Source organism: Serratia plymuthica NBRC 102599 (genome assembly GCF_001590925.1).
GTDB lineage: Bacteria > Pseudomonadota > Gammaproteobacteria > Enterobacterales > Enterobacteriaceae > Serratia > Serratia plymuthica.
This window is the reverse complement of sequence record NZ_BCTU01000013.1, coordinates 162,672-179,601: the sequence shown is the minus strand read 5'-3', so window position 1 is coordinate 179,601 and position 16,930 is coordinate 162,672. Positions and strand designations below refer to the sequence as shown.

General features: G+C 54.6%; 13 protein-coding genes. 4 read left to right on the top strand and 9 right to left on the bottom strand.

Going from position 1 to position 16,930, the window contains the following annotated elements; genetic code table 11:
* Window positions 1-10: 10 nt before the first annotated feature.
* Window positions 11-232 (bottom strand): hypothetical protein, encoded by a 222-nt coding sequence (locus SPL01S_RS25685; protein WP_006324566.1) that lies wholly within the window; start codon window positions 230-232, stop codon window positions 11-13.
* On the opposite strand from SPL01S_RS25685, the gene ldtD reads away from it, so the two are divergent.
* The 3 genes from ldtD to SPL01S_RS10295 all read left to right on the top strand — a co-directional run bounded on the left by ldtD (window position 141) and on the right by SPL01S_RS10295 (window position 3,392).
* Window positions 141-1,949, top strand: a complete 1,809-nt coding sequence (gene ldtD, locus SPL01S_RS10305; protein ID WP_462938883.1) for a L,D-transpeptidase — start codon at window positions 141-143, stop codon at window positions 1,947-1,949. The genes SPL01S_RS25685 and ldtD overlap by 92 nt on opposite strands.
* A gap of 181 nt (window positions 1,950-2,130) precedes the next feature.
* Window positions 2,131-2,679, top strand: a complete 549-nt coding sequence (gene mepK / locus SPL01S_RS10300) for a peptidoglycan L,D-endopeptidase MepK (protein WP_004942701.1) — start codon at window positions 2,131-2,133, stop codon at window positions 2,677-2,679.
* Between the two features lie 65 nt (window positions 2,680-2,744).
* Window positions 2,745-3,392, top strand: coding sequence for an MBL fold metallo-hydrolase (locus SPL01S_RS10295; protein WP_063199413.1), 648 nt, complete (start codon window positions 2,745-2,747; stop codon window positions 3,390-3,392).
* Between the two features lie 69 nt (window positions 3,393-3,461).
* On the opposite strand, the gene SPL01S_RS10290 is transcribed toward SPL01S_RS10295, so the two are convergent.
* The 5 genes from SPL01S_RS10290 to SPL01S_RS10270 form a co-directional block, all read right to left on the bottom strand.
* Window positions 3,462-4,652, bottom strand: coding sequence for an amino acid aminotransferase (locus SPL01S_RS10290; RefSeq protein ID WP_063199410.1), 1,191 nt, complete (start codon window positions 4,650-4,652; stop codon window positions 3,462-3,464).
* A gap of 243 nt (window positions 4,653-4,895) precedes the next feature.
* Complete coding sequence (ompC, locus tag SPL01S_RS10285; protein WP_063199407.1) at window positions 4,896-6,005, bottom strand: porin OmpC; 1,110 nt, start codon at window positions 6,003-6,005, stop codon at window positions 4,896-4,898.
* A 300-nt stretch (window positions 6,006-6,305) separates the two neighbouring features.
* Complete coding sequence (gene asnS, locus SPL01S_RS10280; RefSeq protein ID WP_006324570.1) at window positions 6,306-7,706, bottom strand: asparagine--tRNA ligase; 1,401 nt, start codon at window positions 7,704-7,706, stop codon at window positions 6,306-6,308.
* Window positions 7,707-7,933: 227 nt separating this feature from the next.
* Window positions 7,934-9,139, bottom strand: coding sequence for a nicotinate phosphoribosyltransferase (pncB, locus tag SPL01S_RS10275; protein ID WP_063199404.1), 1,206 nt, complete (start codon window positions 9,137-9,139; stop codon window positions 7,934-7,936).
* 255 nt (window positions 9,140-9,394) lie between these two features.
* On the bottom strand, window positions 9,395-11,095 hold the full coding sequence (locus tag SPL01S_RS10270; RefSeq protein ID WP_063199403.1) for a GGDEF domain-containing protein: 1,701 nt from the start codon (window positions 11,093-11,095) through the stop codon (window positions 9,395-9,397).
* A gap of 446 nt (window positions 11,096-11,541) precedes the next feature.
* Here SPL01S_RS10270 and pepN point away from each other — a divergent pair, with 446 nt between their 5' ends.
* On the top strand, window positions 11,542-14,157 hold the full coding sequence (gene pepN, locus SPL01S_RS10265; protein ID WP_063199400.1) for an aminopeptidase N: 2,616 nt from the start codon (window positions 11,542-11,544) through the stop codon (window positions 14,155-14,157).
* Between the two features lie 41 nt (window positions 14,158-14,198).
* Here pepN and ssuB read toward each other — a convergent pair whose 3' ends face one another.
* Genes ssuB through ssuD form a run of 3 tightly spaced genes read right to left on the bottom strand, consistent with a single transcriptional unit; the run spans window position 14,199 to window position 16,926 of the window.
* Window positions 14,199-14,975, bottom strand: a complete 777-nt coding sequence (gene ssuB / locus SPL01S_RS10260) for an aliphatic sulfonates ABC transporter ATP-binding protein (protein WP_004942726.1) — start codon at window positions 14,973-14,975, stop codon at window positions 14,199-14,201.
* Window positions 14,972-15,766: an aliphatic sulfonate ABC transporter permease SsuC gene (gene ssuC, locus SPL01S_RS10255; protein ID WP_004942729.1), complete on the bottom strand. Its 795-nt coding sequence runs from the start codon at window positions 15,764-15,766 to the stop codon at window positions 14,972-14,974. Before ssuC ends, ssuB begins: the two co-directional genes overlap by 4 nt.
* Window positions 15,767-15,777: 11 nt before the next feature.
* Entirely contained in the window at window positions 15,778-16,926 is a 1,149-nt protein-coding gene (ssuD, locus tag SPL01S_RS10250) for an FMNH2-dependent alkanesulfonate monooxygenase (protein WP_063199398.1), read from the bottom strand.
* Between the last annotated feature and the right edge of the window lie 4 nt (window positions 16,927-16,930).

Below are 16,930 nucleotides of genomic sequence, written 5' to 3'. Positions count from 1 at the left end.
ATAACAGTTATTAGCGGCGTCCAAGGGCAAAATGGCCTTTCTGTTCGTATACTGAAATTAACAAGCGGTTTTTGATGTATTTTTTGTGAGCATACAGGGGGCAATGGATGTTGCTTAAAAATGGAAACACTTTACGGCGTCTGGCGCTGAGCTGCGCAATCGCATCTGGACTTGCGTCGTCGTTACCCGCATGGGCAACCGTGCCTGCGTTTCCGGTAGCGTCATCCGGCATGTCAGTTGCGCAAAGCCGTTCGGAATTATTGGCGGCATTGCCGAAAGGAATGACACCGCACTATCTTTCAACGCTGGCTCCTTTGTACGCCGCTAACCGGATGCAACTGATGTGGCAGGATCGCGAGGCGATTCAGCAGTTCCAGCAGCAGTTGGCCGAGCTGGCCATGTCCGGCGTGCAGCCGCAGTTTACCCAATGGGTGAAGCTGCTGACCAATCCGGCGATTAGCGGCGTAGCGCGCGACGTTGTTCTGTCTGATGCTATGCTGGGGTATTTGCAGTTCGTTTCAGCCATCGGCGCCAACGGTAACAGCTGGCTGTATAGCAATATTCCCTACAAGCTCGGCCTGCCGCCTAATGCGGTGATTAATCAATGGCAACTGGCGGTGCGTCAGGGCAAGACATTGGCTTATGTCACCAAGCTGGCGCCGCAGCACCCGCAATATGCCAAGATGCATCAGGCGCTGCGCGACATGCTGGCCGACAACCGTCCATGGCCGCAGATGGCTAACGGTCCGAGCTTGCGCCCCGATCAACTGAGCAGCGACATTGCCGCCCTGCGTGAGATCCTGGCGCGCAATGGCATGCTGACCACTACCGCAGCATCGGTGCAAACGCAGGAGCCGCCTGCGGTACTGACCGGCTCGCGCAATGAACCGGACGATGGCGGCTTGTCAGTCGATGAAGAGAAAAGCCGCGAGAGCAAAAGTGTGGTTATCAGCCCGTCTGCCGCTCCGGTAAAAGATCTTACTGCATCGCCGGAATCGCCATTCGCCCAGCAGCCTGCCGGCCCGGTGACCGTCACTGATAACGCTTATACCCCCGATCTGGTCGAAGGCGTTAAACGCTTCCAGAAATGGCAAGGTTTGACCGCTGACGGCGTGATTGGCGCCCGTACCCGCGAATGGCTCAACGTGTCGCCGCAAACGCGCGCTTCGCTGTTGGCATTGAATATCCAGCGTTTGCGCATCCTCCCTGGCTACGTCGACACCGGGATCATGGTTAACATTCCCAATTACTCTCTGACTTACTACCAGAACGGCAATGAAGTACTTTCCTCACGGGTTATCGTCGGTCGGCCTAGCCGCAAGACGCCGCTGATGAACAGTGCGCTGAACAACGTCGTGGTCAACCCGCCGTGGAATGTGCCGACTACGCTGGTACGCGAAGATATTGTGCCAAAGGCAATGCGTGACGGCAGCTATTTCCAGAAACACGGCTATACCGTGCTTTCCGGCTGGAGCAATGACGCTGAAGTCATTAATCCGGCGATGATTGACTGGAACATGGTGTCTGCGCGTAATTTCCCATACCGCATTCGTCAGGCACCGGGCGCCACCAACTCGCTGGGGCGTTTCAAATTCAACATGCCTAGCTCGGATGCTATCTATCTGCACGATACACCGAACCACAATCTGTTCCAGAAAGATATTCGTGCCCTGAGTTCCGGTTGCGTGCGCGTTAACAAGGCATCTGATTTGGCTAATATGCTGCTGCAAGATGCCGGCTGGAACAATACCCGCGTTTCCTCCACCCTTAAAGGGGGAAATACCACCTACGTAAATATACGTCAGCATATTCCGGTTAAATTGTATTATTTAACCGCCTGGGTTTCTGATGATGGAAAGCCACAATTTCGTACAGATATTTACAATTACGATGATACGGTGAGATCGGGTGCACAAATTTTGGCTCAGGCCGAAAAATTAATGCAATAAATGCAGTAATTATAAATAAATAACGGTCTGAATATCGGATCATGATGCAGGCACTCATTCAGTGGGTGCCTGCAAACCGCGGGACATCACGGGTTGACTCAGGCTGTGTGGGCGGTTATGGTTCGGGCAGTGCGCTGTTTTGTGCATATATTTTGATATTCTTGCCGGGTTTAACAGAAACATGGACAAAATTGATCATCATCGCCGCAAATGGCTGGCGTTAGGTAGCGCCGCCATGGGTATAGCCCTGCTTCCAGGGCAGGCTTTTGCCAGTCTTTCTACTTCACGCCCACGCATTCTGGTCGTAAATAACATGCATACGGGCGAAACGTTGAAGGCCGAATTCTTTGATGGGAAGGGGTACAATAAAGACGAGCTGGTTCGTCTTAATCATCTTTTCCGTGATTATCGCGCCAACAAGATTAAGCCGATCGATCCCCGCCTGTTTGATCAGCTCTACCGTCTGCAAGGTCTGTTGGGTACCAACAAGCCGGTGCAGTTGGTTTCAGGTTACCGCTCCCTGGATACCAACAATGAGCTGCGTGAGCGCAGCCGCGGTGTGGCCAAGCACAGCTATCACACCAAAGGCCAGGCGATGGACTTCCATATCGAAGGCATCCAATTGAGTAATATCCGTAAAGCGGCGTTAAAAATGCGCGGTGGTGGTGTAGGATATTACCCACGTAGCAACTTTGTACACATCGATACCGGCCCGGTGCGGACCTGGTAGTCGCTGTGCACCATAGTGAATAGCGCCAGCCCGCGAGGGTGTGGCGCTGTTGTCGTTGGAGCCTTATGAAATACCAAATTATTCCCGTTACCGCCTTCAGTCAAAATTGTAGCCTGATCTGGTGTGAGAGCACGCAGCAGGCGGCATTGGTCGATCCCGGCGGCGAGGCAGAAAAATTGAAGGCCGAAGTGGCGAAGCAGGGCGTGACGATCACGCAGATCCTGCTGACGCACGGCCATCTCGATCACGTAGGTGCCGCGGCGGAACTGGCTGAGCATTATCAGGTGCCGATTTACGGCCCGGATAAGGAAGACGCTTTCTGGCTGGACGGTCTGCCGGCACAGAGCCGGATGTTTGGGCTGGAAGAGTGTGCGCCGCTGACGCCGACCCAATGGCTGCAAGAAGGCGACAAGGTGCAGGTGGGCGAGATGACGTTCGACGTGTTGCATTGCCCTGGCCATACCCCTGGCCATATCGTCTTTATTAATCAAAAGGCGCGGCTGGCGTTGGTGGGCGACGTGCTGTTTAACGGTGGTGTCGGGCGCAGCGATTTCCCGCGTGGCGATCATCAGGCGCTGATTAACTCTATTCGTACCAAGCTGTTGCCGCAGGGCGATGACATGGCGTTTATCCCAGGTCATGGGCCAATGTCCACTTTTGGCCAAGAGCGTGAAACTAACCCGTTCCTGCGTGAAGAGCCGGCTATCTGGTAAGGTTATTTCCCGGCAGAAATAACTAAGGGGCGCTTTGAGCGCCCCTTTTGCTATTTGCATTGCAATGGGTTACAGCACGGCGACGATGGCCTCGCACAGCGGCGCCATATTGTCCGGCGTCATGCCCGCAACGTTAACGCGACCGGAGTTGACGGCATAAACGCCAAACTCTTCGCGCAGGCGCAGCACCTGCTCTTTACTCAACCCGCTGAACGAGAACATACCGTTCTGGTTGATGATAAAGCTGAAGTCCTGCTCTGCGCCTTTCTCTTGCAGCGTATTGACGAACAACTGACGCATGCGATGGATACGCTGACGCATATCGGTCAGTTCCTGTTCCCACAAGGCACGCAGCGCATCGTCGCCCAAGATGGTCGCCACGACGGCGGCGCCGTGCGACGGTGGGTTGGAGTAGTTGGCACGAATAGCGGCTTTCACCTGGCTGAAGGCGCGATCTGCGGTTTCCGCATCGGCGGCTACGATCGTGCAGGCACCGACGCGTTCATTGTACAGGCCGAAGTTCTTCGAGTACGAACTGGCGACGATCAGTTCCTGATGCTTGGCGGCGAAAATACGCAGGCCCTGTGCATCTTCTTCCAATCCCTTCGCAAAGCCCTGGTAGGCGAAGTCGAACAGCGGCAACCAGCCGTTGGCGACGGACAGCTCAGCCAATTGGGCCCACTGCTCGGCGGTAGGGTCGATGCCGGTCGGGTTATGGCAGCAGCCGTGGAACAGCACCACATCGCCGGCCTGAGCTTGTTTCAGGCTGTTCAGCAGGCCATCGAAATCCAGCGAATGGTTGGCGGCATCGTAGTAGGCGTATTCCAGGACTTCCAGACCAACGGCGCTGAACACGTTTTTGTGGTTCGGCCAGCTTGGGTTGCTGATCCAGATGCGTTTTGCGGTGGTCTGGTTGGCGATAAAGTCTGCTGCCACACGCAGGCCGCCGGTACCACCAGGCGTTTGCGCAGTGCGTGCACGCTTGTCGGCGATGATTGGGCTTTGTTTGCCGAACAGCAGCTCTTGCGTGCAGGTGGCGAACGCCGGGATGCCTTCAATGCCGAGATAGTTTTTGGTGGTTTCATTTTCCAGCAGATATTGCTCAGCTTTTTTCACGCTGGTCAGTACCGGGGTTTTGCCGGTTTCATCTTTGTAAACGCCAATCCCTAAGTTGATCTTATTAGGGCGGGCGTCCGCGCGGAAAATGTCGGTCAGACCCAGGATTGGATCGGCGGGTGCAGCAGTGATTTTTTCAAACATGTCAGGTGCTTCCATGGCTCGGAGTTAAGCAGACAGAAGCATCAGGGTAGCGCCAGTTATGCGCTTTGCCAACCGTTTGCGAGAAAAACACATCGATCTTGTGAAGGGGGCAGGTTCAGCATAAAAAATGAGGGAGAAGGGGACGTTGGCAGAATAAAAAGTTACTCGCGGCACAAAAACAAAAACAGGGCCGAAGCCCTGTTTTAACTCAGCCGACGGTGAACCGCCGTCAAGTGTGACAACTTAGAACTGGTAAACCAGACCAACACCTACGATATCATCGGTAGCGGTGCCAGTGGCTTTAGTGAACTCGTTGTCGTCCAGCAGGTTGATTTTGTAATCAACATAGGTGGACATGTTTTTGTTGAAGTAGTAAGTGGTACCAACAGAAACATATTTAACCAGGTCGGCATCGCCGCCGCCGAAGCTAGAACCATGTGCGGTACGGCCAGCCAGGTTTTTACCTTTAGACTGCAGGTAAGACACTTCTGGACGCAGACCGAAGTCGAACTGGTACTGTGCAGTCACTTCGAAGTTCTGGGTTTTGTCAGCGATAGCGGTATCATAATCACCGTATGGTGTCATGTTACGGGTTTCGGAGTACATGGCTGCCAGATAGACGTTGTTCGCGTCGTATTTAGCGCCCACGGTCCACGCATCAGCTTTGTCGCCTTTAGCGGTAGAGTCGTTGGTTTGTTTGTCAGTACGGTCAGAAGACGCGTATGCAGCACCGAAGCTTACGCCTTCGCCGATGTCATAAGTAGAAGACAGGCCCCAACCGTCGCCGTTTTGTTTCTTCAGAGCACGGCTGTCGTTTTCGTTTTTACCCTGGTACTGAACAGCGAAGTTCAGACCATCAACCAGACCGAAGAAGTTGTTGTTACGGTAAGTAGCAACGCCGTTGGTACGGCCAGTCATGAAGTTGTCGGTAACGGTGTAAGTATCGCCGCCGAACTCTGGCAGCATATCTGTCCAGCCTTCCACGTCGTACAGTACGCCGTAGTTACGGCCGTAGTCGAATGAACCGTAGTCAGCAAATTTCAGACCTGCGAAGCCCAGACGAGTCTTGGTGCCTTCGGTGCCTTGAGATTCAGCGTGGTTAGCCTGAACGTTGTATTCCCACTGGCCGTAACCGGTCAGTTGGTCAGTAATCTGGGTTTCACCTTTGAAGCCGAAACGAACATAGGTCTGGTCGCCGTCATTGCCTTTGTCGTCGGAGAAGTAGTGCAGACCGTCAACTTTGCCGTACAGATCCAGCTTGTTGCCGTCTTTGTTGTAGATTTCAGCTGCGTTTGCTGCACCAGCAGCTAACAGAGCCGGGATTACCACTGCAAGAATGTTGCGCTTCATCATTATTACCCTCATTGGTGTTATTCGGACACCTTTGCCACTGCCGCCAATAATTCTTTTGGAACTATTGTAGATAGATTGGTGTCGTCCTGTGTCTGCACGCAGTGTTCCATTCGTGGGCGGGTTAATCTAGAACGAAAATGCTACCAATGTCCTAATGAGGTTTCAAAAGGAAAGTATGTGTAACAAAATGTAATATTAAGGGAACTTTGTGACGCGGGTCAATATTAGAAAATGCGAAAGGCCAGCAAAGCTGGCCTTGGTTTTGTAACTAAATTATTTGGAAATGTTTAGACTGATTAATTAAAAGCTTGCGTTACGCGGAGTGCGTGGGAACGGAATGACATCGCGCACGTTTTGCACGCCGGTCACATAGGCGATTAAACGCTCAAAACCTAAACCGAAACCGGCATGAGGAACGGTGCCGTAACGACGCAGATCACGATACCACCAGTAATCTTCTTTATTCAGGCCCATCGCATCCAGGCGCTGATCCAAGACGTCCAGACGTTCCTCACGCTGGGCACCGCCGATGATCTCGCCAATGCCTGGGGCCAGCACGTCCATGGCTGCAACGGTTTTGCCGTCGTCGTTCATGCGCATATAGAAAGCTTTAATGTCTTTCGGGTAGTTCTTCACCACCACCGGCGCTTTAAAGTGTTTCTCGGCCAGATAGCGCTCATGCTCGGAAGACAGGTCGATGCCCCAGGATACCGGGTTTTCGAAGGTTTGGCCGGAGGCGATCAGGATTTCCACCGCTTCGGTGTAATCCACCTGGGCGAAATCGGAAGAAACAAAGCGCTTCAAACGCTCAATTGCATCTTTGTCCACACGCTCGGCGAAGAACTGCATGTCATCCATACGCTCGTTCAACACGGCCTGGAACACATACTTCAGCATTTTTTCCGCCAGTTCGGCGATGTCTTCGAGGTCGGCAAACGCCACTTCCGGTTCGATCATCCAAAACTCAGCCAGGTGGCGGCTGGTGTTGGAGTTCTCTGCGCGGAAGGTGGGGCCAAAGGTATACACTTTCGACAACGCACAGGCGTAAGTTTCGCCGTTCAACTGGCCGGAAACGGTCAGGAAAGCTTCTTTGCCGAAAAAGTCCTGGCTGAAATCAACCGCGCCTTTATCGGTGCGCGGCAGATTTTCCAGATCCAGCGTTGAAACCCGGAACATTTCGCCGGCGCCTTCGGTATCGGAAGCGGTGATCAGCGGGGTGGAAACCCAGAAGAACCCGTTCTCGTGGTAGAAACGGTGGATCGCTTGCGCCAGCGTATGACGCACACGGGCCACGGCGCCGATCAGGTTAGTACGTGGACGCAGGTGAGCTACCTCGCGCAGGTACTCGATGCTGTGACGTTTGGCCGCCATCGGGTAAGTGTCCGGATCGTCAACCCAACCCACCACTTTGATGGCGGTCGCTTGCAGTTCGAAACTCTGGCCTTCGCCCGGAGAGGCAACGACTTTGCCGGTGACTTCAATCGAGCAGCCGGTAGTCAGATGCAGCACTTCATCCTGATAATTCGGCAGAGAATTATTAACGACGGCCTGTAACGGATCAAAGCAGGAACCGTCATAGACGGCCAGGAAGGAGATACCAGCTTTAGAATCTCTCCGGGTACGCACCCAACCGCGTACGGTGACTTCACTGTCAACCGCAGCACGACCTTGCAGTACGTCGACTACAGGCACTACGCTCATAAATTTCTCTCTTTATAATTTGATTTGGAAATAGCTTAAAACCCAACAATATGGGGATGGTGCTATGTTACTTGCCGCGATGCAGAGCACAAGCAGAAATCGCCGGATTGGAACAACATTTCTTGGGGCTGGGCGAAAAGGGGGCTGCGGAAAGCGTCTTATAAAGAAGAAAAAAGCCGGCCTGAAGTTTTCAGCCGGCTTTATTAGCGTTTGCAACGCATGGCCGCTTAGCTGGCTTTTTTCACCAGCGGCAGATCGAAGGCTTTGCGCAAGGCCTTCACGAAGGCCTGATCCTGACAGATGGTTTTGCCCGGGCTGTCAGACAGTTTAGCCACTGGTTTGCCCTTGCATTCAACCAGTTTGATGACGATATTCAGTGGTTTTACGCCCGGAATGTCGCAGGTCAAACGCGTGCCGATGCCGAACACCAGGTTGATGCGCTGATAGAAGTGGCGATAAAGCGCCAGCGCCTTGTCCAGATCCAGGTTGTCGGAGAACACCAGCGTTTTGCTCATCGGATCGATACCCAGCTTCTGGTAATGCGCGATGGCTTTTTCACCCCATTCAAACGGGTCGCCGGAGTCATGGCGCAGCCCCTGATAACGCGGCGCGAATTGCGGGCCGAAATCACGCAGGAAGGCATCCATGGCGATGCAGTCGGTCAACGCGATGCCGAGCTGGTCCGGGTACTCGTCCAACCAGGCCTGCAATGCCGCTCGTTGACTGTTGGCCAACACCGGGCTTATCTGTTGATGCGCCTGGAACCATTCATGCGCCTGGGTGCCTACCGGCGTCAGGCCGAGTTGATGCGCCAGATCGTAATTGCTGGTACCGACCAGGTAGGGGAATTCGTTTTTCAGCGTGCTGACGATCGCCTGCTGCACGCTTTTGGAGAAACGGCGACGGGTGCCGAAATCCATCAGTTTGAAGCGGGAGATATCCACATCGGCGCTCACGGCTTTAAATTGCGCCAGTTTGCTGCGCAGATGCGCTACCGCCATGTCCGGCGTGACCTGCGGCGAGCGGTGACGGTGCACCACTTCGCTGATCACCGCCAGCAGGGGGACTTCCCACAAAATCACTTCGCGCCACGGACCGGCAATGCGGATATGCAGTCTGCCGTCATTATTGTCGATCTGAACCTGCTGCGGGTCATAGCGGAAATCACGCAACCAGTTCAGGTAGTCCTGACGGAAGAACGGCAACCCTGAAAGATAGCCAAACTCAGCCTCGGTCAGCGCCAGTTGGCTCATCAGAGCGACTTGCGCACGGATTTCGTCGGCATATTCGCCCAGCAGTTCATCACCGCGACAGCGAAATTCCGCCGCCACGCTGATCGCGGGGTAGCGATGGAACACGGCTTGCTGCATATGAAGCTTGTAAGCGTCAGTATCAAGCAGTGATGTCAAAATCGGGGAAGCGTATTGAGTCATAGCGCGTTACTGCATCCTCGTCAGGCGCGAGTCCAAATCCGGATAGACATAAAAAAGTTGAGCGAGTATACCCGGATTATCCTGTTATTGAAGCTGCATCACACCACAAATCGCCGGAGCGGGTCGAGGATTAAACGTGCCTTTATGCCGGCTTGCCTTCAGGTTCCAGACAGAAAAGTCAGATAAGCCTGTAAGGTGAATGACTTAGCCTAATTAGTCATAGAAATTATAATGTTAATTATTTTAAACAACAATTCAGATAAAACCGGTCGGCGTGTGGATGCTGATCCGGTCCTTGCCGTTTTTCTTGCAGAAATAGAGCGCTTCATCCGCCTGTTTGATCGCCGTCGGCAGCAGCCTGAGGCTGTTCACCTGGGCAATACCGCAACTGGTCGTGAAACGCACGGTTTGCCCGTCATCGAGGGTTAGGGTGAGTTGGTGGGTGCGCTCGCGTAGCTTAGACATAATTTCTCGCGCATTCTCCAGCGTGCAGTTGCCGAGGATCACGGCAAACTCCTCACCGCCATAGCGGCAAAAAATGTCGCTGGAGCGGAAGGCGTCCTGCAGCAATTTGCCGAAGGCCACCAGTGCACGGTCGCCGATATCATGCCCGTAACTGTCATTCAGTTTTTTGAAATTATCGATATCAATCAAACAGAAGGCCAACGGGTAGCTGCGCGCTGCCAGGGATTCGCATTCACGGAAGAACTTGCGGCGGTTATAGATATTAGTCAGGGGATCAAGAAACGAAGAGGCTTCCAGCTCTTTGATCAACAAATGTTTTTCATTTTCCAGCGTCACCTTTTCCAATTGATACTGTTTTAGCTGTTTAATGGCGTCGCTGATGGCGATTAACTCCTGGCCGTAAAACACCTCATTGCGGTCGATGTTCATATTGCCGCGCGACAACCGCAAAATATTATTATGCGTTTTAGTTAGCCAGCGGCTGATATTTGAACAGTAAACCAGCGTCGGCAGGAAAATAAACAGCACGATCAGACCACCGAGAGAAATCAAGCCATAAATAGCCGTCTGGCTGGTGTAGATCTTATGCTGTGATGCGACGATTTCCAGTTCAAAACTGCGTTGATAAAGCCGTTGCGAAAGCTCACTCAGATTTTTGACGTACTGATAAATAAAATCGGCGGAGTAGGGGGTATGATTATCGATTGCGGTATACAACCCTTGGGTAATCCGGTCGATCTGCCCTTTCGAAAGCTGACGGAGCATCTCATTCACCAGCAGGGTGGTGGGTACATCGTTGTAGGTCAGTTTCATAAAGATCAGCCGGGTGCTTAGTGCATTCAACACCCCAGTGAGCTGTACGGCTTTCAGATAGGCGTCTTTGCGCTCCAACTGATTGGTGTTCACGTCAATGACCTGATCGATTAATTCGGTCAGGGACATATTCAGTCGGTTATTCAGGCGCACGGCTTCCAGAAACAGAAACGAGTCGGCATCGATCATGCGGGTATCGTAGGTATAACGGTAGTAGCTTTTGCTGGTCTGAGAAATGTAGTAGGCGCTGTTGATATTAAACAGATTGGCATTGGCATCGGTAACATATGAAAGCTGTCGATTATCGTTATCCAGCAATTGTTCCATCAGGCCGAGCATGGAAAGCGCGGCGATTTTTTGCCGTATACCGAGCTGTTGCGAAATCTTGCTGTCGATATGCGGCTTGAACCGGGCAATTTTTTCGCGCGCCAGGCTGTCGGCCTCTTGCCATTGCGCCGGGGTAATGTCCGCATTAACCAGACTCAGGCGTTTTAAACGGTGCGCCAACAGGGTGGCTTGAAAGGCTTCCGAGATCTCTTTGGCGCGACTCACCTTATACAGGTTAAGTTGATTGTCGCGATAGTCGGTATGGGCTTCAATCAGCTCATCGGAAATAAATATGGCGAACGATGACATCAGGGCAAAGGTAAAAAAATAGATCAGATATTTTACTTTCATATTGCCGTGAGCCCTTAAACCAGATTTATCAATTATATCATCGAGGCAGCTGATATGTCTTAACTATACCCCCGGAACCTCTGTCACCGAGAGGCGTTCTGCAGGCAGGGGTTTAGGGTTGGGAGCGGCGTTGAAACGGGGGTAATGGCCCATGGCGATGAAGTATTGACCGGTCTGTTATGAAAGGCGGCTTTTAGCATTAAATGCTGATTTTTGCTCTGCATCAGGTGAAGGAGCCTGATGGCATGGGCCCTTCGGCGACAACATTAGGATCCACCTCCGATTTCTCCGTTCCAGTACTCTGGCATCTCTAGGCTTTTTTCGTGGCTGTGATACAGTTTATTTACAATCAGGATCATCAACATTTTCGCGCCTCTGCGGCAGCTGAAATAAGCCAATGATGACAACCTGGCACCTGTAACTCACTGAGACGTCAAAGGGTTTTTATGACACAACTGCCACAGGCGAAGTATCGCCACGATTATCGCGCGCCAGACTACAGCATCACCGACATTGATTTGGATTTTGAGCTGGATGCAGAAACGACACGCGTCACTGCAGTCAGCAAGATTAAACGTCAGGGCGCTGCCGAGGCGGCGCTGGTGCTGAATGGCGAAGATCTGACGCTGGTAAGTATTCAGATCGACGGGCAGCCGTGGAGCGCCTATCAGTTGCAGGATAACAAGCTGGTTATAGAGAAATTACCAGCACAATTTACCATGACCATCGTCAATGATATTCACCCGGCGAAGAATACCGCGCTGGAAGGGTTGTACCTGTCAGGCGAAGCGTTGTGTACCCAGTGTGAGGCGGAAGGTTTCCGTCACATCACCTATTACCTGGACCGCCCGGACGTGTTGGCGCGCTTCACCACCCGCATTGTGGCGGATAAGGCGCGTTATCCGTTCCTGCTGTCGAACGGTAACCGCGTAGGCCAGGGCGAACTGGAGGATGGGCGCCACTGGGTACAGTGGCAGGATCCGTTCCCAAAACCTTGCTACCTGTTTGCGCTGGTGGCCGGCGATTTCGATGTGTTGCGCGACAGCTTTACCACCCGCTCCGGGCGCGATGTGGCGCTGGAACTGTTCGTTGATCGCGGCAATTTGGATCGCGCCGATTGGGCGATGACCTCGCTGAAGAACTCGATGAAATGGGACGAAACCCGTTTCGGTCTGGAATACGATCTCGACATTTATATGATCGTGGCCGTCGATTTCTTCAATATGGGAGCGATGGAGAACAAAGGGCTAAATATCTTCAACTCCAAATACGTGCTGGCGAAAGCGGAAACCGCAACCGATAAGGATTACCTGAATATCGAAGCGGTGATTGGCCACGAATATTTCCACAACTGGACCGGCAACCGCGTGACCTGCCGCGATTGGTTCCAGCTCAGCCTGAAAGAAGGCCTGACGGTGTTCCGCGATCAGGAGTTCAGCTCAGATCTGGGTTCACGTTCGGTCAATCGCATCGATAACGTGCGCGTCATGCGCGGCGCGCAGTTCGCCGAGGACGCCAGCCCGATGGCGCACGCCATTCGTCCGGATAAAGTGATCGAAATGAACAACTTCTACACCCTGACGGTGTATGAGAAAGGGTCCGAAGTGATCCGCATGATGCATACGCTGCTGGGCGAAGAACAATTCCAGAAGGGCATCCAATTGTATTTCGAGCGCCATGACGGCAGCGCAGCAACCTGCGATGATTTCGTTCAGGCGATGGAGGATGCCTCCAATGTCGATCTGTCTCTGTTCCGTCGCTGGTACAGCCAGTCCGGCACGCCGTTGCTGACCGTTCGCGATGAATACGACGCAGAGCATCAACAATACCGCTTGCACGTCAGCCAAAAAACCGAACCGACCGCCGATCAGCCAGAGAAGCTGCCGTTGCATATTCCGCTGGATATCGAATTGTACGACGCCGAAGGCAACGTGATTGCTCTGCAGAAAGACGGTGCGGCGATCGGTAACGTGCTGAACGTCACTGAAGCCGAGCAGACCTTCGTGTTTGACGGTGTGGCGCACAAGCCGGTGCCTTCGCTGTTGCGCGAGTTCTCCGCGCCGGTGAAGCTGGATTACCCGTACAGCGATCAGCAACTGACTTTCCTGATGCAGCACGCGCGCAATGAATTTGCCCGTTGGGACGCGGCGCAGAGCCTGCTGGCTACCTATATCAAACTGAACGTTGCCAAGCATCAGCAGAAACAGCCGCTGTCTCTGCCGTTGCACGTTGCCGACGCGTTCCGTGCCGTGCTGCTGGACGAGAAACTGGATCCGGCGCTTGCCGCGCAGATCCTGACGCTGCCTTCGGAAACCGAGATTGCCGAGCTGTTCGCGACTATCGATCCGGAAGCGATCGCCGCGGTGCATGAATCGATTGTCCGTTGCCTGGCAAAGGAAATGGCCGACGAGTGGCTGGCGGTTTATAACGCCAACAAAACCGACGGTTACCGGGTGGATCATGCCGATATCGGCAAACGTGCTCTGCGCAACCTGTGCCTGGGTTATTTGGCCTTTGGCGATGAAGCGCTGGCCGATCGGTTGGTGGCTGAGCAGTATCGTCAGGCGGACAACATGACCGATTCGCTGGCTGCGCTGGCTGCGGCGGTAGCGGCGCAGTTGCCGTGCCGCGATGCGCTGCTGGCGGCGTTCGATGAACGCTGGCATCAGGATGGGTTGGTCATGGACAAGTGGTTCGTGTTGCAGGCGAGCAGCCCGGCGGCGAACGTGCTGACCCAGGTACGCAGCCTGCTGAAGCACCGTTCGTTCAGCCTGAGCAATCCAAACCGCACCCGCTCGCTGATCGGCGGTTTCGCTTCCGCCAACCCGGCGGCGTTCCATGCGGCGGACGGCAGCGGTTATCAGTTCCTGGCGGAGATCCTCAGCGATCTGAACCAGCGCAACCCGCAAATTGCCGCCCGTTTGATTGAACCCTTGATCCGCCTGAAACGCTATGATGCTTCGCGTCAGGCTCTGATGCGCAAGGCGCTTGAACAGTTGAAAGGGCTGGAGAACCTGTCCGGCGATCTGTTCGAGAAAATCAGCAAAGCGCTCGACGCGTAAAAACTAACCAGGGACGGCGCTGCGACATGCCGTCCCTGGTTTCAATTCGTTGCCCGGCGTGGGCTTTCAGCCACCGGCGGGGGCGGTGACAGCACTCTGTCCAGCACCTCGGCTTCCAGTTCCGCCAATCTGGCCGACCCTTTACGGCGCGGGCGTGGCAGATCAATCGTCAGATCCAGCCCGATACGGCCCTCTTCAATCAAGATCACCCGATCCGCCAGCGCAATGGCTTCGCTGACATCATGCGTCACCAACAGCACGGTGAAACCATGTTGCTGCCACAGGCCTTCAATCAGCCCCTGCATTTCAATCCTTGTCAACGCATCAAGCGCCCCCAAAGGTTCGTCCAGCAACAGCAGACGAGGACGGTGGATCAGCGCGCGCGCCAGCGCTACTCGCTGTTTTTGTCCGCCGGACAGCGCTGCCGGCCATTCATTGGCGCGATCGGCCAGCCCAACGGCTTCCAGCGCCTGCAACGCATCGGCACGCCAGTCGCCGCGCAGGCCAAGGCCAACGTTATCGATCACCTTTTTCCATGGCAGCAGGCGCGCATCCTGGAACATCAGACGGGTATCCTCTTTGGCGCTGGCGAGGGGAGCATTTCCGCTAAGCAGCTCGCCGCTGCTGGCTTTTTCCAACCCGGCCATCAAACGCAGCAGCGTGCTTTTGCCACAACCGCTGCGGCCGACCACGGCGACAAATTGCCCGGAGCTGATACGCAACTGAATATTGTCCAGCACCGTTCGGTTGCCATAGCGTTTGGCAATAGAGTCCAGGGTAACCGGGGTGCCTTGGGGAATACGGGCGGGAGTCGTCATAGCGCTTCTCCTGGTTTAAGTTGATAAGCCGGATGCCAGCGCAACCATACGCGTTCCAGCAACTGCGCACTGACGTCCGCCAGCTTGCCGAGCAGGGCATACAGCACAATCGCCACCACCACCACGTCGGTCTGCAGAAATTCGCGGGCGTTCATCGCCAGATAACCAATCCCCGAGTTGGCGGAAATGGTTTCGGCCACGATCAGCGTCAGCCACATAAAGCCCAGAGCGAAACGCACGCCGACCATGATCGAGGGCAACGCGCCCGGCAATACCACCTGGGTAAATAACCGGAAACCGCTCAGGCCATAGCTGCGCGCCATTTCAAGCAGGCCGCTATCGATATTCTTGATGCCGTGATAGGTATTCAGATAGATAGGGAACAAGGTGCCCAGCGCGACCAGAAAAATCTTGGCGGATTCATCAATGCCGAACCACAAGATCACAAGCGGGATCAGCGCCAGATGCGGGACGTTACGGATCATCTGCACCGAGCTGTCCAACAGGCGCTCGCCCCAACGCGACAAACCGGTGATAAACCCCAGAACCAGCCCGATGCTGCCGCCGATGCTAAAGCCGATCAGCGCGCGCCAACTGCTGATGGTCAGGTGTTGCCACAGCTCGCCGCTTTTGGTTAGCGTCCAGAAAGCGGTCACTACCGCGCTTGGCGCGGGCAGAATGCGGTTAGACAGCCAGCCGGCTTCAACCGAGATTTGCCAGATAACCACCAGCGTGACCGGTAATGCCCAGGGTGCCAGCCGGTGCAGGATGCGTTGTGTGCCGTTTGCCATACCGCTTCTCCTCAGCTTTGCGACGCTTTTTGCGGAATATAAATATTGGCGACCACTTCACCTTGCGGTTTAACCGGCCGACGCTGAGCAGGGGCTTCGTTTTCCGCCAGATCGAGATGCGGGAACAGCAACTCGCCGACGCGATAGGCTTCTTCCAGATGCGGGTAACCGGACAAAATAAAGGTATCAATGCCCAGATCGGCATATTCCTGCATGCGAGCCGCCACCGTCGGGCCATCGCCGACCAGCGCGGTGCCGGCGCCACCGCGTACCAGGCCAACACCGGCCCACAGGTTAGGGCTGATCTCCAGATTGTCTTTCTTGCCGCCGTGGAGCGCCGCCATGCGCCGTTGCCCAACGGAATCAAAACGAGCGAAGGCTGCCTGCGCGTTGGCGATGGTCTCTTCATCCAGATTGGCAATCAGCCGGTCGGCTGCCCGCCAGGCTTCTTCTGTGGTTTCACGCACGATCACATGCAAACGAATGCCGAAACGTACCGTACGGCCTTTGGCTGCGGCTTTGGCGCGCACTTCGGCAATTTTTTCTCTTACCTGTGCCGGTGGCTCCCCCCAGGTGAGGTACATTTCAACCTGTTCGGCGGCCAGATCCTGAGCGGCAGCGGAAGATCCGCCAAAATACAGCGGCGGTCGCGGCAGTTGCACCGGTGGATACAGCAGTTTGGCACCTTTCACCTGAATGTGTTTGCCGTCAAAATCGACGGTTTCCCCTTCCAGCACCTTGCGCCAAACGTGGGTGAACTCTGCCGAGGCCTCGTAACGTTCTTCGTGATTCAGGTGCAGACCTTCTGCCGCCAGTTCTTCGGGATCACCGCCGGTGACCAGGTTAAACAGCGCCCGACCGTTGGAAAGACGATCCAGCGTTGCGGCCTGGCGGGCGGCCAGCGTAGGCGAAATGATGCCGGGGCGCAGTGCCACCAGGAACTTCAACCGTTGGGTGACTGGGATCAGAGAAGCTGCGACCAGCCAGGAGTCTTCGCAAGAGCGGCCGGTGGGGATCAGCACGCCGCCAAAGCCCAACCGGTCAGCGGCCTGAGCGATCTGCTGCAAATAGCCGTAATCGACGCTGCGGGCACCTTCAGTACTACCAAGATAATGGCCGTCGCCGTGCGTAGGTAAAAACCAGAATACGTTTAGGCTCATAGCT